The 20,026-nt window shown below is 72.4% G+C and carries 14 protein-coding genes and 3 tRNA genes; 11 read left to right on the forward strand and 6 right to left on the reverse strand.

The window, feature by feature from the left end; genetic code table 11:
* Positions 1-22 precede the first annotated feature (22 nt).
* The gene (locus tag ACFW9D_RS03015; RefSeq protein WP_384617038.1) at positions 23-1,330 is read left to right on the forward strand and encodes a deoxyguanosinetriphosphate triphosphohydrolase; all 1,308 of its coding nucleotides are present in this window, start codon (positions 23-25) and stop codon (positions 1,328-1,330) included.
* 10 nt (positions 1,331-1,340) lie between these two features.
* On the opposite strand, the gene ACFW9D_RS03020 is transcribed toward ACFW9D_RS03015, so the two are convergent.
* Complete coding sequence (locus tag ACFW9D_RS03020) at positions 1,341-2,360, reverse strand: ArsR/SmtB family transcription factor (RefSeq protein WP_384617040.1); 1,020 nt, start codon at positions 2,358-2,360, stop codon at positions 1,341-1,343.
* A 112-nt stretch (positions 2,361-2,472) separates the two neighbouring features.
* On the opposite strand from ACFW9D_RS03020, the gene ACFW9D_RS03025 reads away from it, so the two are divergent.
* The 4 genes from ACFW9D_RS03025 to ACFW9D_RS03040 all read left to right on the forward strand — a co-directional run bounded on the left by ACFW9D_RS03025 (position 2,473) and on the right by ACFW9D_RS03040 (position 8,014).
* Complete coding sequence (locus ACFW9D_RS03025) at positions 2,473-3,252, forward strand: sulfite exporter TauE/SafE family protein (RefSeq protein WP_384617043.1); 780 nt, start codon at positions 2,473-2,475, stop codon at positions 3,250-3,252.
* Positions 3,253-3,433: 181 nt separating this feature from the next.
* Positions 3,434-4,699, forward strand: a complete 1,266-nt coding sequence (locus tag ACFW9D_RS03030) for an NAD(P)/FAD-dependent oxidoreductase (RefSeq protein ID WP_188339076.1) — start codon at positions 3,434-3,436, stop codon at positions 4,697-4,699.
* Positions 4,700-4,744: 45 nt separating this feature from the next.
* Complete coding sequence (gene dnaG, locus ACFW9D_RS03035) at positions 4,745-6,649, forward strand: DNA primase (protein ID WP_384617047.1); 1,905 nt, start codon at positions 4,745-4,747, stop codon at positions 6,647-6,649.
* Between the two features lie 153 nt (positions 6,650-6,802).
* Complete coding sequence (locus tag ACFW9D_RS03040; protein WP_384617048.1) at positions 6,803-8,014, forward strand: RNA polymerase sigma factor; 1,212 nt, start codon at positions 6,803-6,805, stop codon at positions 8,012-8,014.
* A 166-nt stretch (positions 8,015-8,180) separates the two neighbouring features.
* On the opposite strand, the gene ACFW9D_RS03045 is transcribed toward ACFW9D_RS03040, so the two are convergent.
* The 4 genes from ACFW9D_RS03045 to ACFW9D_RS03060 form a co-directional block, all read right to left on the reverse strand.
* Entirely contained in the window at positions 8,181-10,109 is a 1,929-nt protein-coding gene (locus ACFW9D_RS03045) for an ABC transporter ATP-binding protein (RefSeq protein WP_384617050.1), read from the reverse strand.
* Positions 10,109-11,848, reverse strand: coding sequence for an ABC transporter ATP-binding protein (locus ACFW9D_RS03050; RefSeq protein WP_384617053.1), 1,740 nt, complete (start codon positions 11,846-11,848; stop codon positions 10,109-10,111). Before ACFW9D_RS03050 ends, ACFW9D_RS03045 begins: the two co-directional genes overlap by 1 nt.
* Before the next feature lie 171 nt (positions 11,849-12,019).
* Complete coding sequence (locus tag ACFW9D_RS03055) at positions 12,020-13,450, reverse strand: FGGY family carbohydrate kinase (RefSeq protein WP_384617056.1); 1,431 nt, start codon at positions 13,448-13,450, stop codon at positions 12,020-12,022.
* Positions 13,451-13,495: 45 nt separating this feature from the next.
* Positions 13,496-13,798: a YtxH domain-containing protein gene (locus ACFW9D_RS03060; protein ID WP_188339082.1), complete on the reverse strand. Its 303-nt coding sequence runs from the start codon at positions 13,796-13,798 to the stop codon at positions 13,496-13,498.
* A 145-nt stretch (positions 13,799-13,943) separates the two neighbouring features.
* On the opposite strand from ACFW9D_RS03060, the gene ACFW9D_RS03065 reads away from it, so the two are divergent.
* From ACFW9D_RS03065 to ACFW9D_RS03075, 3 genes are all read left to right on the forward strand, one after another.
* Positions 13,944-14,016, forward strand: a tRNA-Asn gene (locus tag ACFW9D_RS03065).
* A gap of 5 nt (positions 14,017-14,021) precedes the next feature.
* Positions 14,022-14,094: transfer RNA gene (locus ACFW9D_RS03070), tRNA-Asn, on the forward strand.
* Positions 14,095-14,271: 177 nt separating this feature from the next.
* Positions 14,272-14,348 (forward strand) — tRNA-Ile (locus ACFW9D_RS03075).
* A 136-nt stretch (positions 14,349-14,484) separates the two neighbouring features.
* Here the strand turns inward: ACFW9D_RS03075 and ACFW9D_RS03080 are convergent.
* Positions 14,485-17,163, reverse strand: a complete 2,679-nt coding sequence (locus ACFW9D_RS03080; RefSeq protein ID WP_384617082.1) for a SpoIIE family protein phosphatase — start codon at positions 17,161-17,163, stop codon at positions 14,485-14,487.
* A gap of 250 nt (positions 17,164-17,413) precedes the next feature.
* Between ACFW9D_RS03080 and htpX the strand changes: the two genes are divergently transcribed.
* The 3 genes from htpX to ACFW9D_RS03095 all read left to right on the forward strand — a co-directional run bounded on the left by htpX (position 17,414) and on the right by ACFW9D_RS03095 (position 19,957).
* Positions 17,414-18,313, forward strand: coding sequence for a zinc metalloprotease HtpX (gene htpX / locus ACFW9D_RS03085; protein WP_384617059.1), 900 nt, complete (start codon positions 17,414-17,416; stop codon positions 18,311-18,313).
* 24 nt (positions 18,314-18,337) lie between these two features.
* Positions 18,338-18,907 (forward strand): hypothetical protein, encoded by a 570-nt coding sequence (locus ACFW9D_RS03090; protein WP_384617062.1) that lies wholly within the window; start codon positions 18,338-18,340, stop codon positions 18,905-18,907.
* Positions 18,908-19,075: 168 nt separating this feature from the next.
* Entirely contained in the window at positions 19,076-19,957 is an 882-nt protein-coding gene (locus ACFW9D_RS03095; protein WP_384617065.1) for a calcium-binding protein, read from the forward strand.
* Positions 19,958-20,026: the final 69 nt, after the last annotated feature.

Genomic DNA, 20,026 nt, shown 5'->3' on the forward strand with positions numbered 1-20,026 from the left:
TGGTGCCGTCTACTGTCGCCCCATGGAACGCAGCGACAAGAACGGCCTGGACGACACCGGTTACGACCCCGCCGCGGCCGAGCGCTGGGCCCCCGAGCCCGACAAGCGCCCCGGCCGCACCGCGTTCCAGCGGGACCGCGCCCGCGTCCTGCACTCCGCCGCGCTGCGCCGTCTCGCCGGCAAGACCCAGGTCGTCACGCCCGGCACAAGGAGCCGACACTGGGACGCGAGCCCCCGCACCCGCCTCACCCACTCCCTGGAGTGCGCCCAGGTCGGCCGGGAGCTCGGCGCGGCGCTCGGCTGCGACCCCGACCTCGTCGAGACGGCCTGCCTCTCGCACGACCTCGGCCACCCGCCCTTCGGGCACAACGGCGAACAGGCGCTCAACGAGGTCGCCGAGGACTGCGGCGGCTTCGAGGGCAACGCCCAGTCGCTGCGCCTGCTCACCCGCATCGAACCCAAGCGCTTCGTGCACGCCCCCGGCACCGGCGAACTCGTCAGCGTGGGACTCAACCTGACCCGCGCCGCCCTCGACGCCGCCACCAAGTACCCGTGGCCGCGCGGCGCCCACCCCAGCGACCCCGGCTCGCCCAAGTTCGGGGTGTACGAGGACGACCGGCCGGTCTTCGACTGGGTGCGCCAGGCAGCGCCCGGCCGGCGCAGCTGTTTCGAGGCCCAGGTCATGGACTGGTCCGACGACGTCGCGTACTCGGTGCACGACCTGGAGGACGGCCTGCACGCGGGCCACCTCGACCCGAACGTGCTGCACGCCGAGCCCGAGCGCGCCGACGTCTTCGCGGTCGCCGTCGGGCGCTACGTGCCGGCGGACACCGACCCGGCCGAGCTGGCCGCCGCCCTCGACCGGCTCCTCGACCAGGAGTGGTGGCCGCACGGCTACGACGGCACCGCCGTCGCGCAGGCCCGCCTCAAGGACGCCACCAGCCAGCTCATCGGCCGCTTCTGCCTCGCCGCCGAGGGCGCCACCCGGGCCCGGTACGGCTCGGGCCGCCTCACCCGCTACGGCGCCGAACTGGTCGTCCCGCGCGAGGCCCGCATGGAGTGCGCCGTCCTCAAGGCCGTCGCCGACCGCTATGTGATGCAGCGCCCCCAGCAGGAGGCGCTCCGCGCCGACCAGCGCGTCGTCGTCGCCGAACTGGCCGAGGCCCTCACCGCCCGCGCCCCCGACGGCCTGGACCCCCAGTTCCGCGCCCTGTTCGGCGAGGCCCCCGACGACCGGGCCCGCAAGCGCGTCGTGGTCGACCAGATCGCCTCCCTGACGGACGCCACGGCCCGCTCCCTCCACGCCTCCCTCACGGCATCCCGCTCCTGAACCCTCCCGCTCACCGGCCCCCGCCGGCCACGTCTTCGCCGAGCCGTCCCCCGTTCATGACCGCGTCCCCGAGGGGCGTCCGCCGGTGCAGCACCGTGTTGCCGCGCCGCTCCGACGTGACCAGGCCCGCCTCGCGCAGCACCGTCGCGTGGCGGCTCGCCGTCGAGGCCGTCAGCCGGAGCAGCTCCGCCAACTGGCCCGTCGTCCGCGGATGTTCCAGCGCGTCCAGGACCAGGGCCCGTGTCGGGCCGATCAGTTGGGAGACCGGTGGCGGCGCCGAGCCGTGGGCGCGGGTGCGGGCCAGCCAGCCGGGGGCCGGGCCCAGCGGATGGACCAGCACCGGGTCGAGCGCGTCGTCGGCCAGCACGACCGGCGCCACCACACAGAAGAACCCCGGCACGATCGTCAGCGGCCGCCCGCCCAGCGGCAGCCGCCGCGCCACCGGGTACGCGGCGACCAGCGCCCCCGCGTCCAGCGCCACCGACGGCCCGTAACTCTCCAGGAGCCCGGCCGCGCCCCCGCGCAGCGCCGCGTCCGCCCGCACGGCGCGGTCGTCGGCGACCGCGCCCCGCATCGCCGGGAGATACGGCTCGACCGCGACCGCGTGGTACGCCCGCAGCGCCCGCCCGAGCCGCTCCAGCGCCGCCACGTCCCCCTCGGCGAGCCGCCGCACCCCCGGCGGCACCGGCCCGTGCGCGTACACCTCGGACAGTTCCGCCGACAGCCGGCGCCGCGGCGTGCTCAGCACCGCCTCGATCCCCTCCTCCAGACCGCCGCCGCCCTGACCGGGCGTGAGGAAGTCCGGGAAGTACGCGGCCCAGGGCGACAGCCGGGTCAGCGCCGCCGTCACCTCCGTCAGTCCGCTCCGCGCCAGCGCCGCCCGCACCTCGCGCCGCCACGGGTCGAACACCACGGCCGCCTGACGGTTCTGCAGCAGATGCAGACTCAGCACGATCTCCCACAGCGGATCGGTGTCCGGCGCGACCCGCAGCCGCGCCAGATCCTCCCCCGTGACCTCGATGCGCAGCATCGCCCAGGATCCCCCCGCTCCCTTTGCGTTGTGGACGAATTACCCCACAACTCCCCGCCATTACCGCACGGTTGGGCCCGGGGAAGCACGGGGGACACGGGGATATCGGGGGATGGCCGTGGACGCGGTGGACTGGTGCGCGCTGCTCGCGGTGGCGCTCGCGGCGGGATGGCTGGACGCGGTGGTCGGCGGCGGGGGCCTGGTGCAGGTGCCGGCCCTGATGGTGCTGCTGCCCACCGCCCCGATGGCGACGCTGCTCGGCACGAACAAGCTGGTGGCGATCACCGGCACCTCGTCCGCGGCCCTGACGTACGCGAGACGCGTGGGCCTGGGCGGCACGGGCACCGTCCGCGCGGCCCTGATCGGCGTCCCGACCTCCTTGCTGGGCGCGATGACGGCCGCGTACCTGCCCGAGGGCGTGTTCCTGCCCGCGGTCCTGGTGACGCTGCTCGCCGTCGGCGTCTGGGGCCTGTTCGGCGCGGGCGCCGCGCAGGTCCGCGCCCCGGACGGGCCGGGGGAGCGGCCCCGCAGGCCGGGGCGCCGCGCCCTGACCGCCGTCGCCGTCATCGGCTACTACAGCGGGGCCATCGGCTCCGGCACCGGCGTCCTCCTCGTCGCCCTGTTCACCGCCACCCTCGGCACCGGCTTCCTCAAGGGCTCGGCCACCGCCAAGGCGGTCTCCGTCGGCACCGACCTCGGCGCCCTCGTCCTGTTCGCCTCCCTCGGCCACGTGCTGTGGGCGACCGGCGCCGCGATGGCCCTCGCCAACATCACCGGCGGCGCCATCGGAGCCCGTACGGCCATCCGCGGGGGCGCCGGATTCGTGCGCGCCGCGCTGCTCTGCACGGTCGTCGCCCTCGTCACGAAGCTCGCACTCGACCACTGGGCGTGACGGTCCCGCGGGTCACGCCGAAACCGCTCCAAAGGAAAAATCGGAGAAAACCGCTGAAAAACGGAGAGAAAGGTGCTGTGATCGGGCCGCGCCCCCTTCCCGCATCACGCTCCGTGCGGGACGCTCGCATATGACGGCACGGCTTGACGGGCTTGACGGCTTGGCAACGAGGAGGAATCACGTGGTCGACGCGGACCAGACGTTCGTCATCGTCGGGGGAGGACTCGCCGGCGCGAAGGCCGCCGAGACGCTCCGCTCGGAGGGCTTCACCGGCCGGGTCATCCTGATCGGTGACGAACGGGACCACCCGTACGAACGCCCACCCCTGTCCAAGGGCTACCTCCAGGGCAAGGAGGAGCGCGACAGCGTCTTCGTCCACGAACCGGCCTGGTACGCGAGCAACGACATCGAGCTCCACCTCGGCCAGACGGTCACCGCCATCGACCGCACCGCCAAGACCGTGCAGCTCGGCGAGGGCACCGCCGTGCGCTACGACAAGCTGCTGCTCGCCACCGGCGCCGAGCCCCGCCGCCTCGACATCCCCGGCACCCACCTCGCCGGCGTCCACCATCTGCGCAGGCTCTCCCACGCCGAGCGCCTCAAGCACGTCCTCGCCTCCCTCGGCCGGGACAACGGGCACCTGGTGATCGCCGGCGCCGGCTGGATCGGCCTGGAGGTCGCCGCCGCCGCCCGCCAGTACGGCGCCGAGGTCACGATCGTCGAGCCGGAGGCCACCCCGCTGCACGCGGTCCTCGGCCCCGAGCTCGGCCAGATCTTCACCGAACTGCACAGCGACCACGGAGTCCGCTTCCACTTCGGCGCCCGGCTCACCGAGATCAGCGGCCAGGACGGCATGGTCCTCGCCGCCCTCACCGACGACGGCGAGGAGCACCCCGCGCACGACGTGCTCGCCGCCATCGGCGCCGCCCCGCGCACCGCCCTCGCCGAGGCCGCGGGACTGGAGATGGCGCCCCGCGAGCACGGCGGCGGCATCGCCGTCGACATCGCCCTGCGCACCTCCGACCCCGACATCCACGCCGCGGGCGACGTCGCCGCCGTCCAGCACCCCCTGTTCGACACCCGGCTCCGCGTCGAGCACTGGGCCAACGCGCTCAACGGCGGGCCCGCCGCCGCCCGCGCCATGATGGGCAAGGACGTCGTCTACGACCGGGTGCCGTACTTCTTCTCCGACCAGTACGACCTCGGCCTGGAGTACTCGGGCTGGGCGCCCCCGGGCTCGTACGACCAGGTCGTGCTGCGCGGCGACGCGGGCAAGCGCGAGTTCATCGCCTTCTGGCTCAAGGACGGCCGCGTCCTCGCGGGGATGAACGTGAATGTGTGGGACGTCACGGAGCAGATCCAGAAACTGATCCGCACCGGCGTCCGGCCCGGCGCCGAGCGCCTCGGCGACCCGTCCGTGCCGCTGGCCACCCTGCTGGAGGAGTGAGACCGGCGTCCCTGAGTCACCCTCCCGTGCCCGTAGAATTCACGCGTGGCAGGCAGGATCAATGACGAGGACGTGAAAGCGGTTCGGGACGCGGTCCCGATCGACGCCGTCGTGTCCGAGTACCTGCAACTGCGCAACGCGGGCGGCGGCAACCTGAAGGGCCTGTGCCCCTTCCACGACGAGAAGTCACCGTCCTTCCAGGTCAGTCCGAGCAAGGGGTTCTTCCACTGCTTCGGCTGCCAGGAAGGCGGCGACACCATCACGTTCGTGATGAAGATCGACCACCTCACCTTCTCCGAGGCGGTCGAGCGCCTGGCCGGCCAGGCCGGCATCACGCTGCGCTACGAAGAGGGCGGCTACAACCCCTCCCACCAGCGCGGCGAGCGGATCCGCCTGGTCGAGGCGCACAAGATCGCCGCACAGTTCTACGTGGACCAGCTGGAGTCCCCGGAAGCCGAGATCGGACGGAAGTTCCTCGCCGAGCGCGGCTTCGACCAGGCCGCGGCCGCCCACTTCGGCGTCGGCTACAGCCCGGCCGGCTGGGACCACCTCACCCGCTTCCTGCGCGGCAAGGGCTTCACCGACAAGGAGCTCACCCTCTCCGGCCTCTCCCAGGAGGGCCGCCGAGGCCCCATCGACCGCTTCCGCGGCCGCCTCATGTGGCCCATCCGCGACATCGGCGGCGAGGTCGTCGGCTTCGGCGCCCGCCGCCTGCGCGAGGACGACAACGGGCCGAAGTACCTGAACACGCCCGAGACCCCCATCTACAAGAAGTCCCAGGTCCTCTACGGCATCGACCTCGCCAAGAAGGAGATCGCCAAGTCCTCCCGCGCGGTCGTCGTCGAGGGCTACACGGACGTCATGGCCTGCCACCTCGCCGGGGTGACCACCGCCATCGCCACCTGCGGCACCGCCTTCGGCGGCGACCACATCAAGATCCTCCGACGGCTCCTCATGGACAACGGGTCGGCGCGCGTCATCTTCACCTTCGACGGCGACGCCGCGGGCCAGAAGGCCGCCCTGCGCGCCTTCGAGGACGACCAGAAGTTCGCCGCCGAGACCTACATCGCCATCGCGCCGGACAACATGGACCCGTGCGACCTGCGCCTCGTCAAGGGCGACGAAGCGGTCGCCGACCTGGTCGAACCCCGCACCCCCCTCTTCGAGTTCGCGCTGCGCCAGATCGTGAGCCGCTACGACCTGGAGACCCCCGCCGGGCGCGCCGCCGCGCTCGACGAGGCCGCGCCCGTCGTCGCCCGGATCAAGAACAGCGCCTCCCAGCACGAGGTCGCCGTCCAGCTCGCCGGGATGCTCGGCATCCTCGACACCCAGTTCGTCGTCAAGCGCGTCGCCCAGCTCGCCCGCTGGGCCCGCGACCGCGGCGGCAAGGGCCCCGCCCCGGCCCGCGGCGGCGCCCCGTCCATGGCCGCGGCCGCGCCCGCCGCCCCCGGCTTCGGCGGCCCCGCCCTCACTCTGCGCAACCCCGTCTACGCCACCGAGCGCGAACTCCTCAAGCTCGCCCTCCAGCACCCGCACCTCGTCTCCCCGGCCTTCGACGCGTACGGCATCGACGAGTTCACCGCCGCGCCCTACGCGGCCGTGCGCCAGGCCGTCCTGGAGGCGGGCGGCGCCGAGCAGGGCGTCCAGGACCCGCAGGCCTATCTCGTCGCCGTCCGCGAGGCCGCGCCCGACGACGCCGTGCGCGCCATGGTCACCGAGCTCGCCGTCGAGGCCATCCACCGCAAGACCGTCGACGAGGCCTACGCGGGCGAGCAGCTCGTGTGGGTCCGCCGCCGCGCCGTCGACCGCCGCATCCGCGACGTCCAGGGCACCCTCACCCGCCTCGGCAACGGCGGCGACCCGGCGCAACTGGCCGCGGTGCAGAACGAGTTGTGGGTGCTCCAGCAGTACGGCCAGGCCCTGCGGGAGCGCGGCGCCGAAGCGCTGTAGCCGGGCCGCGCACCGACGCGCCGTTTGGCGGCGGGCCCCGCGGGGAAGACCGGCCGAACCTACAGCTCGGTAACCGTCCGGTCACGCACCGGACTCAAAAAGTCATCGCACACCCCTCGTGGCGGGACTGTGTCGTACCCCACACTGAGTCCGGTGCCTGAGTCCCCGGAGCGCGGCCGGAGCACGGACGACGCTCCCTCCGCCGCACGCCTCAGCAGCGATCACCTGGAGGTCGCCCCCGTGCAGACCCAGACCCTCACCCCGAGCGAGAGCACAGCGCAGGCCGAACCACCCGCCGCCCCGGCGGACGACGTGCTCCCCGCGGTGCCCGCGCAGAGCCGCTCCGCGCACCACCCCGAGGCGGCCGGCGCCGGGGCCCCGCAGGACGAGCCGGGCGAGACCGTGCCGTCCGATCCGCCCGAGCCGCTGCGCGCCGCCCGCGCCGACACCGGCGGACCCTCGTCCGACCTGTTCCGCCAGTACCTGCGCGAGATCGGCCGCATCCCGCTGCTGAGCGCCGCCGAGGAGGTCGAGCTCGCCCGCCGCGTCGAAGCCGGCCTGTTCGCCGAGGAACGCCTGACCTCGGGCGCCGACCTCGACTCCGGGCTCGCCCTGGACCTCGACCGACTGGTCGTCATGGGCCGCATGGCCAAGCGCCGCCTCATCGAGTCCAACCTGCGCCTGGTCGTCTCCGTCGCCAAGCGCTACGTCGGCCGCGGCCTGACCATGCTCGACCTCGTCCAGGAGGGGAACCTGGGCCTCATCCGCGCCGTCGAGAAGTTCGACTACGCCCGGGGCTACAAGTTCTCGACGTACGCCACCTGGTGGATCCGGCAGGCCATGAGCCGTGCCCTCGCCGACCAGGCCCGCACCATCCGCGTCCCCGTCCACGTCGTCGAGCTCATCAACCGCGTGGTCCGCGTCCAGCGCCGGATGCTCCAGGAGCGCGGCTACGAGCCCACGCCCGAAGAGGTCGCCGCCCACCTCGACCTGCCGCACGAACGCGTCAGCGAGGTGCTCCGGCTCGCCCAGGAACCGGTCTCCCTGCACGCCCCGGTCGGCGAGGAGGACGACGTCGCGCTCGGCGACCTCATCGAGGACGGCGACGCGGCGAGCCCCGTCGAGTCCGCCGCGTTCCTCCTGCTCCGCGAACACCTCGAAGCGGTCCTCTCGACCCTCGGCGAACGCGAACGCAAGGTGGTCCAGCTCCGCTACGGCCTGGCCGACGGCCGCCCCCGCACACTGGAGGAGATAGGCCGCATCTTCGGCGTCACCCGCGAACGCATCCGCCAGATCGAGTCCAAGACCCTCAACAAGCTGAGGGACCACGCCTTCGCGGACCAGCTGCGGGGTTACCTGGACTGAGCCCGGGGCGCGGGGCCGGCGGGGGGGGCGGGGCCCCCCCCCCGTGCCGGGGGGCCGGGTACACCCCCCCCCCCCCCGGCGCGCGGTCCGGGGGGGGGGGGCCCGGGCGGGGGGCGGGGGGGGCGGGGCCCGCCCGGGCCCCCCCCCCCGCGCCCTGTCGCGGCGCTCAGTCGACCTCCGCGACCGCCTGCGCGAACTGGGCCTCGTACAGGCGCTGATACGCGCCGCCGGAGGCGACCAGTGCCTCGTGCGAGCCCTGCTCCACGATCGACCCGTTCTCCATGACCAGAATCGTGTCGGCGTCGCGGATCGTCGAGAGACGGTGCGCGATGACGAACGAGGTCCGCCCGGAGGCGAGCCGCGCCATGGCCTTCTGGATGAGCACCTCGGTGCGGGTGTCGACGGAGGAGGTCGCCTCGTCGAGCACGAGGATCACGGGGTCGGACAGGAACGCCCGGGCGATCGTGATGAGCTGCTTCTCGCCCGCGCTGACCCCCGTCCCCTCGTCGTCGATCACCGTGTCGTACCCGTCGGGCAGCGTCCGGATGAACCGGTCCGCGTGCGCGGCCCGCGCCGCCCGCTCGACGTCCTCCCGGGTGACCTCCTTCGCCGCGCCGTACGCGATGTTGTCCGCGATCGTCCCGCCGAACAGCCACGTGTCCTGGAGCACCATGCCGATCCCGGCCCGCAGCTCGTCCCGGGACATCTCCGCGATGTCGACCCCGTCGAGCGTGATCCGTCCGCCGGTGACGTCGTAGAACCGCAGCAGCAGATTGACCAGCGTCGTCTTGCCCGCACCCGTCGGCCCCACGATGGCGACCGTGTGCCCGGGCTCCGCCGTCAGCGACAGGTCCTCGATGAGCGGCCGGTCCGGGTCGTAGCGGAAGGCGACATGCTCGAACTCGACGTGCCCGCGCAGCCGTTCCGGCTTCCGCGGGGTCCGCGGGTCCGGCGACTGCTCCTCGGCGTCGAGCAGTTCGAAGATCCGCTCGGCGGAGGCGACGCCCGACTGCACCAGGTTCGCCATCGACGCGACCTGCGTCAGCGGCATCGAGAACTGGCGCGAGTACTGGATGAACGCCTGCACGTCACCGATGGACAGCGACCCGGACGCCACCCGCAGACCGCCGACCACGGCCACGAGCACATAGTTCAGGTTCGACACGAAGAACATCAGCGGCTGCATGATCCCGCTGTTGAACTGCGCCTTGAACGAGGCCTCGTACAGCGCCTCGTTCTGCTCGGCGAACTGCTCCGCCGACTCCTTCTGCCGGCCGAACACCTTCACCAGCGTGTGGCCCGTGTACATCTCCTCGATGTGCGCGTTCAGCACACCCGTGGTCTTCCACTGCTGCACGAACTGCGGCTGCGACCGCTTGCCGACCTTCGCCGCGACGACCACCGAGAGCGGCACCGTCACCAGCGCGACCAGCGCGAGCAGCCACGAGATCCAGAACATCATCACCAGCACGCCGACGATGGTCAGCAGCGAGTTGAGCATCTGCCCCATCGTCTGCTGGAGCGTCTGCCCGATGTTGTCGATGTCGTTCGTCGCCCGGCTCAGCACCTCGCCGCGCTTCTGCTTGTCGTAGTACGACAGCGGCAGCCGCTGCAGCTTGGCCTGCATGTCGCCGCGCAGCCTGGCCACCGCCAGGTTGATCGCGCGGTTGGCGAGCCGGGTGCCGATCATCATCGAGAAGCCGGCCACCGCGAACACGGCGAGCGCGAGCAGCAGCACCTCCCCGATCGCGTCGAAGTCGACGCCCTGGCCGGGGGTGAAGTCGACGCCGCCGAGCATGTCGGCCATGCCGGTGTCACCCTTGGCCCGCAGGCTCTCGATGACCTGCTCCTTGGTCGCCCCGGGCTTCATCTGCCCGCCGACGATCCCGCCGAACAGCAGGTCGGTGGCGTGCCCGAGGATCTTCGGCCCGACGACCGAGAGCCCCACGCTGATCACCACCGCGACCAGTACCCCGGCCACCGCCGCCCGGTGCTCCGCCAGCCGCTTGAGGAGCCGCTTCCCGGACCCCTTGAAGTCCATCGACCGCGAACCGGGCCCACCGGCCGCCATCCGCGCCGCCATCGGCCCACTCATCAGGCCGCCTCCGCTTCCGTCAGCTGGGAGAGCACGATCTCCCGGTACGTCTCGTTGTCGGCCATCAGCTCGTGGTGGCGCCCGCTGCCGACGACGCGGCCCTCGTCGAGGACGACGATGCGGTCGGCGTCACGGATCGTGGAGACCCGCTGCGCGACGATCACCACCGTCGACTCGGCCGTCTCGTCGCCCAGCGCGCGGCGCAGCGCCGCGTCCGTCGCGTAGTCGAGCGCGGAGAACGAGTCGTCGAAGAGGTAGATCTCCGGCCGCTGCACGAGTGTGCGCGCGATCGCGAGCCGCTGCCGCTGGCCACCCGACACGTTCGTGCCGCCCTGGGTGATCGGCGCGTTCAGGCCGCCCTCCAGCGCCGCCACGAACTCCCGGGCCTGCGCCACGCCGAGCGCGTGCCACAGCTCCTCGTCGGTCGCGTCCGGCCGCCCGTAGCGCAGGTTGGACGCCACCGTCCCGGAGAACAGGTACGGCTTCTGCGGTACGAGGCCCACGGTGCGGGCCATCAGCTCGGGGTCGATCTCCCGCACATCCTCGCCGTCCACGAGCACGGCACCGGAAGTGGTGTCGTACAGGCGGGGCACGAGGCCGAGCAGCGTCGACTTGCCGCTGCCGGTCGAGCCGATGATCGCGGTGGTCTCACCGGGCCGGGCGACCAGGTCGACGGCGCGCAGCACGGGCTCCTCGGCGCCCGGGTAGCCGAAGTCGGCGCCCCGGATCTCCAGATGGCCGCGCTGGAGCAGCTCCCGCACCGAGGTCTCGGGCGCCGGCGGCACCACGCTGGACTCGGTGGCGAGGACCTCCTGGATGCGCTCGGCGCACACCTCGGCGCGCGGCACCTGCATGAACATGAAGGTGGCCATCATGACGCTCATCACGATCTGCATGAGGTACGCGAGGAACGCGGTCAGGTCGCCGATCTGCATGCCGCCGCTGTCGATCCGGTGGGCGCCGAACCAGACGACGGCGATCGAGGCGACGTTCACGATCGTCATGACGAACGGGAACATCAGCGCCATGATCCGGCCGGTGGCCAGCGAGGTCTCCGTCAGATCCCAGTTGGCCTCGCCGAACCGGCCCTTCTCGAAGTCGTCGCGGACGAAGGCGCGGATCACCCGGTTGCCGGTGATCTGCTCGCGCAGCACCCGGTTCACCGTGTCCAGCTTGACCTGCATGGAGCGGAACAGCGGCCGCATCCTGCGGATGATCAGCGTGAGGACGATCGCCATCACGGGCAGCACGGCCAGCAGCACGCCGGACAGCGGCACGTCGAGGCCGAGCGCCATGACGACACCGCCGACGCACATGATCGGCGCCGACACCATCAGCGTGAACGCGAGCAGCACCAGCATCTGGACCTGCTGCACGTCGTTCGTCGTACGGGTGATCAGCGACGGCGCGCCGAACTGGCCGACCTCGCGGGCCGAGAAGGACTGCACCCGGTCGAAGACGGCGGCCCGCACGTCACGGCCGAGCGCCGCCGAGGTCCGGGCGCCGTAGAACACGGCGCCCGTGTTGCACACGACCTGGACGACTGTGACGCCGAGCATCAGGGCGCCGAAGGTCAGGATGTAGCCGGTGTCGCCCTCGACGACACCGTTGTCGATGATGTCCGCGTTCAGGGTGGGCAGGTACAGCGAGGCGCAGGTCTGCAGGAACTGCAGCAGCACCAGCAGCCCGATGGGTTTCTTGTACGGGCTCAGGTGGGCCCGCAGAAGTCTTATGAGCACGCTCGGTCTCTCGGTGGTCGGCGATCAGGAGTGTGAGCGGTTGGGGAGTGGGGAGGTGCGCCGCCGCCGCAACGGTGACGCATGGACCCCTATCGTCGGACACTCCACCCGCGTTACCTCAACCGAATAAGCCAAGAGCGTTCAAAGACCGCCCGCGGAACGGCGTCCGGGCTACGCGAAGGCGCCCGGGTGGATCTGCTCGCGCACCGCCCGGTACTGCTGCCGCACCGCCTGCCCCACGGCCAGCTCCTCGCCCGGCTCGAAGACCTGCGCGGCCGCGCCCTGCCACAGCGGCAGCTGCCCGGTCAGCGCCCACGCGGCCTGCCGCGCCGCGCCGAGCGCCGCGTAGTCCGCGGGCTGCGGCACCACGACCTGCGTGCCGAACAGCATCGGGGCGACGGCCTGCACCGCGTGCAGCTCGGCGGCGGCGCCGAGCAGGAACACCCGGCGGATGTCGACGCCGCGCCCGCGCAGCACGTCCATCGCGTCGGCGAGCCCGCACAGCATGCCCTCGAACGCGGCCCGCGCCAGGTGCTCCGGCTTCATCGACTCGCGCCGCAGCCCGCTCAGAGTGCCCGCGGTGTGCGGCAGGTTCGGTGTCTTCTCGCCCTCCAGATACGGCAGGAGGACCAGCCCGTGGGCGCCCGGCGTGGACTTCACGGCCAGCTCGGACAGCTCCTCCGGGCCGCCGTCGAGCCCGAGCATCTCGGCGGTGCCGCGCAGCGCCCGTACCGCGTTGAGCGTGTGGACGACCGGCAGGTGCATGCCGGTGGCGTCGGCGAGCGAGGTGATGGCGCCGGTCGGGTCGACGAGCGCCTCGTGGTGCACGGCCATCACGGACCCGGACGCGCCGAGCGACACCACGGCGTCCCCGGTCTGCACGCCGAGGCCGAACGCGGCGGCCATGGTCTCCCCGGTGCCGGCCGAGATGATCAGGCCCTCCGGAGTGGTGCCCGCGGCGTCGCCGGGACCGAGCACCTCCGGAAGCATCGCCTGCTGCCCGAGGGCGAGTTCCACGAGGTCGGGCCGCCAGGAACCGGTGGCCGCCGACCAGTAGCCGGTGCCGGACGCGCCGCCGCGGTCGGTCGTACGGCGTGCCGGACGCCCGAGCAGCTGCCAGACGAGCCAGTCGTGGGCCTGCATGAGCGCGGCCACGCGCTGCGCGTTCTCCGGCTCGGTGCGGGCCAGCCAGCGCAGCTTCGTCACGGGCTGCGCCGACTGGGGGACGCTGCCGACGGCCTGCGCCCACGCCTCGCGCGAGCCGAGCCGGTCGACGAGGTCGGCGGCCGCGACCTGGGCCCGCTTGTCGTTGCCGACCAGGGCCGGGCGCACCGTGTTGCCCTGGTGGTCCAGCGGGACCAGCGCGTTGGCCTGCGCGGACACGCCGATCGCCTGCACGCCTTCGAGGAGCCCTCCGCCGGCCGCCTCGCCGAGCGAGAGCAGCCAGGCCTGGGGGTCGACGTCCGTGGGGCGTCCGCCGCCCTCCACCGGTTCCAGCGGATGGGGGGCGTACCCCTGCCGCAGTACGGCCCCGGTGTCGGAGTCACAGACCACAATGCGCGTGAAATCGGGCGAACTGTCCAGCCCGGCGACTATCCCCATGACGGAAATTCTGCCGTACCGCGCGGCCGTCCGGGACCGCGCCCGTCAGGTGTTGCTGGTGCCCCAGTCGTCGTCCTCGGCGCCCGCGCCGCGCTCGCGCAGCGAACGCACCCGGCCGGCCACGGAGTCGGGCACCTTGCCGCCGACCTTCTCGGTGACGGAGTGCAGGGCCTTGCCCGCGTACTGGCGGGTCTGCTGGGCGCCCGCCTCCGCCGTGTTCCGCACGGCCGGGTTCTGGGCGACCGAGCGGGCCGCCTTCTTCAGCTTCTCGTACTGGTCGCGTCCGGCCCGCGTCCCCAGTACGTAACCCAGGGCCAGACCGGCGAAGAATGTGAGCCGGTAGCGCATGAGGGGCCACCCTTTCCGTAGCTCGGTGATCACCGGGGGGAACCGATTGGCGGAGCACCCCCCTGCTTGCGCTAATGTATGTGTCGCAGCGAGCGCACGCCGCCTGGCACTAGCCCAGGGGGACGCGTTCGAGGCGACGAGACATTCCCCTGTAGCTCAATTGGCAGAGCAGCCGGCTGTTAACCGGCAGGTTACTGGTTCGAGTCCAGTCGGGGGAGCTCGATCTCCTGTAGCTCAATTGGCAGAGCAGCCGGCTGTTAACCGGCAGGTTACTGGTTCGAGTCCAGTCGGGAGAGCTGTCGGACAAGCCCTTCGGAGTTCACTTCGGAGGGCTTTTTCGTGCCTGGTGGAACCGCGTGCGCCGCACCGGAGTCCTCATGGTCGTGCAGAGCCGAACCATCCGAGGCAGGAGATCGTATGAGCGGCTATGCTGCGGCAGACGGCGCGTACACATGTACGCGCCACGCCGTGTAGGGGCGGTAGCTCAGCCGGTTAGAGCAGCGGACTCATAATCCGTCGGCCGTGGGTTCGAGTCCCACCCGCCCCACCAAAGAAAAACGTTCTGAGCTGCGTGAACGCGCGGCTCGGGCGTGTTCGGGCCCAGGGGTGTGACGCCGTGAAGATGCTTCCACGGCGACCCCGCGGCTCTCACATGTGACGCGCCCCACATCACACCGAAGGCGCTCTCATTCGTCCCATTGGTCGAGCAGCGCGTCCGCCAGGTCGGTGTCGGGTTCCGTGGTGCCGAGGGCCTGTTCGGTCCAGATGATCTTTCCGCGGGTCGTGTAGCGGGTGCCCCAGCGGCGGGCGAACTGGGCGACCAGGAACAGTCCGCGGCCGCCCTCGTCGGTGGTCTTCGCGCGCCGCAGGTGCGGCGAGGTGCTGGAGCCGTCCGCGACCTCGCAGATCAGATGGTTCCGGTCGTGCAGCAGACGCAGCCGGATGGGCTGGCTGCCGTACCGGATCGAGTTGGTGACCAGCTCGCTGATGATCAGTTCGGTGGTGAAGCCGATCTCGTCCAGGCCCCAGGCCTCCAGCTGACGGGCCGCCTCGCCCCGGACCGTGGCGACCGCCGCCGGGTCGGACGGGACGTCCCACTCGGCGACCCGCATCGGGTCGAGGAGGCGGGTGCGGGCGACGAGCAGCGCCACGTCGTCGCGCGGGCGCTCCGACAGCAGCGCGTCGACCACGGCCCGGCAGATCTCCTCCGGTCCCCGGTCCGGGTGCCCCTCCAGCGTCGTGCGCAGCAGCTCGAGGCCGGTGTCGAGATCGCGGCCCCGGTCCTCGACGAGGCCGTCCGTGTACAGCACCAGTCGGGAGTCGGCGGGCAGTTGCAGCTCGGCCGTCTCGACCGGCGTGGTGGCGCCCAGACCCAGCGGCGGCGAGACGGGCAGCTCCGGGAACGTGACGGTGCCGTCCGGGTGGACCAGGGCCGGGCCCAGGTGCCCGGCCGTCGCGACGGCGGCGCGCCCGGTGCTCGGGTCGTAGATGGCGTACAGGCAGGTGGCGCCGGTGACCGCCGGTCCGTCCTGGTCGGCGACCGTGCGATCGCTGTCGATGTGGGCGACCAGCTCGTCCAGGTGCCCGAGCAGCTCGTCGGGGGACAGGTCCAGGGCCGAGAAGTTGTGCACCGCCGTGCGCAGCCGGCCCATGGTGGCGGCGGCGTGCAGGCCGTGCCCGACCACGTCGCCGACGACCAGCGCCACCCGCGCGCCCGGCAGCGGAATGATGTCGAACCAGTCGCCGCCCACCCCGTCGCGGGCCGGCAGATAGCGGTGGGCCACCTCCAGGGCCGACTGCTCGGGCAGGGCGCGGGGCAGCAGGCTGCGCTGGAGGGTGACGGCCATGCCGTGCTCGCGCGTGTAGCGGCGGGCGTTGTCGATCGCCAGCGCCGCCCGCGCCGCCAGCTCCTCCGCGGCCGACAGGTCGTCGCGCTCGAACGGCTCGTGCTCCGAACGCCAGAAGTCCGCCATGCCGAGGACCACGCCGCGGGCCCGCAGCGGCACCGAGATCAGGGAACGGATGCCGTAGTCGAGGACCTGCCGCGCGCGCTCCGGATCCTGGGAGCGCCAGCACTCGGAGGCCGCCAGATCCGCCTCCAGGACCGCGCCGTCCTCCGCGATCGGGTGGTCGGGGGACAGGAAGTGGATCAGCTCCCCGACGGGGTAGAGCGGCGCGTCCTCGCTGATGCCGCGGAAGGCGGCGCGGCGCATCTGCAGGGGCGCCCCGGCCGGCTCCTCGCCCCGCAGCACCGGGTCGAGCAGCTCGACGGTGACGAAGTCCGCGAACCTGGGGACCGCCACCTCCGCCAGCTCCTCGGCGGTGCGGGTGACGTCCAGCGTCGTGCCGATCCGCACCCCGGCGTCGTAGAGCAGCCGCAGCCGCTCCCGGGCCACCTCGGCCCGGCCCGCGAGCGCCCGCAGCTCGGTGGTGTCGCGCAGGGTCGCCACGGTCCCGGGGCCGCCGCCGTGCGGCTCGGTGGGCCGGATGTTCACCGCGAGCAGCCGGTCCCCGGCCGGGTGGACCTCGTCGGTGGCCGTGCGCCCCGAGCCCAGCAGCTCGGCCGTCTCCGGCTCCAGGCCCAGCTCGTCGATCCGGCGCCCCTCCGCGTCCGCCGGCAGGCCGAGCAGGCGCCGCGCCTCGTCGTTGGCGAGCACCAGCAGCCCGTCGCCGCCGACGATCAGGACGCCCTCCCGCACCGCGTGCAGCACCGCGGCGTGATGCTCGTACATCCGTGTCATCTCCGCCGGGCCCAGACCGTGGGTCTGGCGGCGCAGCCGGCGGCCCACGAGGCCCGCCCCGACCGTGGCGATGACCAGCGCGGCGGCGGCGGAGCCGAACAGAACCGGCAGATGCCGGCCCAGGGCGTCGTTCAGCGTCTCGATCTTGACCCCGCCGGACACGATGCCGACGACGGTGCCGTCGGCACGGGTGATGGGGACGGCGGAGACCACGGAGGGGCCCTGGCTGCCGGAGAAGGTCTCCGTGACGGTCTGCCCGGCCAGCACGTCCTCTATGACGTCCTTCGGCCCGATGACGTGCTTGCCGATCAGGGCCGGGTCGGGGTGGGTGAGGCGGGTCCCGGCCTTGTTCGACACGACGATGGCGTCGACTCCGGCGCCCTTGCGGGCCGCCTCCGTGAGCGGCTGCAGCACCGCCGTCGGGTGCGGGCTGTCGAGCGCCTGCACGATCCCGGGGGCGTGCGCGAAGGACTCGGCGGCGGCGAGCGACCGGTGGCGGGCGTCCTGCTCGGTGTCGTGCCGCACCTGCACCACCATCGCCACCACCGCGGCGGCCACCAGCAGCAGCACGGTCGCGACCTGGAGGAGGAACACCTGGCCGGCGACGGTGCGGGCGCTCAGCAGGGAGCCCAGGCGTCGCCCCGGCGACCGGTGCGGCGTCTTCCGCCGGTCTCCGGCCCGAGTCACGGCCCGGTTCCCGGATGCGGAACCTCACGCCGATGCATATCCATATGTTCCTCCATGTTCCCCGGCCCCGCCTCGGCGCCCGCCCGCCAGTGGGACGGCAGAGGGACAATTGTTCCCAAGAGGAGAGGGATCACTCCGCGGGGGATCACTCCGTGGAGGACCGCCCCGCCGTTCTCGGGAGGCCTCGATGGCACAGACCCGGTTCGCGCCCGACCGCGGGCTCACCTCACGCATGGTCGCCACGATGTTCATCATCGGCCTGCTGTACGTGGTCGTGGTCGGCGTGCTCGTCGTGCTCCTCAAGGGGGCGTGGGCGTTCGTGCTCCTGTTCTCGGGCGCGCTGTTCATCGGCCAGTTCTGGTTCAGCGACCGCATCGCCGCCTTCAGCATGGGCGCGCGCGAGGTCACCCCGGAGCAGGCCCCCGAACTGCACGCCGCGGTCGACCGGCTCTGCGCGCTCGCCGACATGCCCAAGCCGCGCGTCGCCGTCGCCGACTCGGACGTACCCAACGCGTTCGCGACCGGGCGCAACCGGAAGAACGCGATGGTGTGCGCCACCACCGGACTCCTGCGCCGCCTGGAACCGGAGGAGCTGGAGGGGGTGCTCGCGCACGAGATGTCGCACGTCGCGCACCGCGACGTCGCCGTGATGACCATCGCCTCCTTCCTCGGCGTGCTGGCCGGCCTCATCACCCGCTCGGCGATCTGGAGCGGCTTCGGCCGCAGCAACCGCGACAGCAACACGGCGGTCGCCGTCCTGATCGTCACCGCCGTCAGCGCTGTCGTCTACGCCATCAGCTTCCTGCTCACCCGGCTGCTGTCCCGCTACCGCGAGCTGTCCGCCGACCGGGCCGCGGCCCTGCTCACCGGCCGCCCCTCCGCCCTCGCCTCCGCGCTCACCAAGGTCACCGGGCAGATCGCCCGTATCCCGACCCGGGACCTGCGCAAGGCCGAGCCGTTCAACGCGTTCTTCTTCGCGCCCGCCTTCAGCAAGGAGAGCGCCGCCCGGCTGCTCGCCTCGCACCCCACCCTCGAACAGCGCCTCGACCAGCTGAGCCGGATCTCGGCCCAGCTCGGCCGCCCGTGACCCTCCGGAAGAACAGGACGCCGCATGGGATTCCTCGACGCCCTCCTCGGCCGGAGCAAGCCCGTCCGGCCCGACCTCGACCAGCTCTTCGCGCTGCCCTCGGCCGCCGTCACCCTCCAGGCCGCCGCCGGGCTGCTCCCCACCGGGGAGGGCTCGGTCTGCTTCGCGAGCGTGGAGGGCGGCGCCTTCGACCGGATCCGGGACGAGCTCGCCGAACTGCTCGACGGGCCCGTCGAGTTCACCGAGGACGGGCTCGGCTACACCTGGCTGCGCGTGCGCCACGCCCCGGACGACGTGGCCGGCTTGGTCAACGACCTCCACGCCGTCAACACCTCCTTGGAGGAAGGCGGCTTCGGGCCGCACCTGCTGTGCTCCCTGATCGCCTTCCGGGACCCGCGCGAGGCGCGCTCCGTGGCGCTCGTCTACCTCTACAAGCGCGGCACCTTCTACCCCTTCGCGCCCCGGCCCGGCCAGGCGCGGAAGCGGGACAACACGCTGGAGCTGGAGGTGCGGTCCGCGCTCGGCGACGACCTGCGCGTGGAGCCCGATCTGGGCCGCTGGTTCCCGGTCTGGGACGCCCCCGGACTGGCCTGAGCAATACGTCCGAACAAAAGCCTCGATGCGCACAACCGTTTGGGTCTGCCGCGGGTCTACACCGCGAGTCAACCGAAGGCTCACTCGAATCACACGGTTTCTTCACCCTCGCGGGTCACAAGGGCCTGCGGGGCGCGAGGACCGTACTTCTCAACTGGAGAAGCATTCATGCGCATTCGTGCCAGTCTGGTCGCCGCGACGATGTCCGGCGCCGCGGCTCTGACCGCCTTCGTCGTTCCCGCCGCACAGGCGGACGACGCCCCCTCCGCCCCGTCCGCCGCGGACGCCGTGGCGCCGCTGGTGGTCGGCGAGCAGAAGAGCACCTTCTCGACGGCGGACGCCGGCGACATCAAGATCACCAAGGTCACCGTCAACGGCAACAAGGACGTCGTCGTCGGCGGCACCCTGGCCAAGTCGTTCAACATCTACGTCACCGCCACCAACCCCGAGGGCATCGAAGGCGTCCAGGCCTTCCTGTGGCACGGCACCGACCTCACGAGCGAGGACGGCATCGACGGCGCCATCATCCCGGACCAGCCCGAGGACATCTCGCGCGACTGCGAGTACTGGAGCGAGACGACGGCCACCTGCAAGGTGACCCTGACCGCCACGCCGGGCGTGGACCTCTACAAGAGCTCGCTCAACGGCAAGTGGAACGTGTACGCGGGCGCCGTGGGCAAGGACCTCGACGTCGCCGAGAGCGACGTCTACAAGAACCACTGGGTCAAGCGCGCCTCGCACTTCGCGTCGTTCAACGCCTCGCCCGAGCCGGTCGCCAAGGGCAAGCCGATCACGCTCTCCGGTGGCCTGAGCCGCATCAGCTGGACCTACCTCAAGTACTACGGCTACGCCGCCCAGCCGGTCCAGGTGCAGTTCAAGAAGGCCGGCAGCAGCAGCTACACCACGGTCAAGACCGTGAACAGCTCCTCCACCGGCCAGGTGAAGACCACCATCACGGCTTCCACCGACGGCACGTGGCGCCTGTACTACCCGGGCAACAGCGCGACGTCCACGGCGACGTCGTCCGCCGACTACGTCGACGTCCGCTGATCGCCCGATCCGACGCGAAGGGGGGCCGCGCCCCCCCGGGGGGGGGGGGGGGCGCGCGGGGGGGGGGGG

It is taken from the genome of Streptomyces sp. NPDC059524, from assembly GCF_042749255.1.
Taxonomy (GTDB): Bacteria; Actinomycetota; Actinomycetes; order Streptomycetales; family Streptomycetaceae; genus Streptomyces; species Streptomyces xanthii.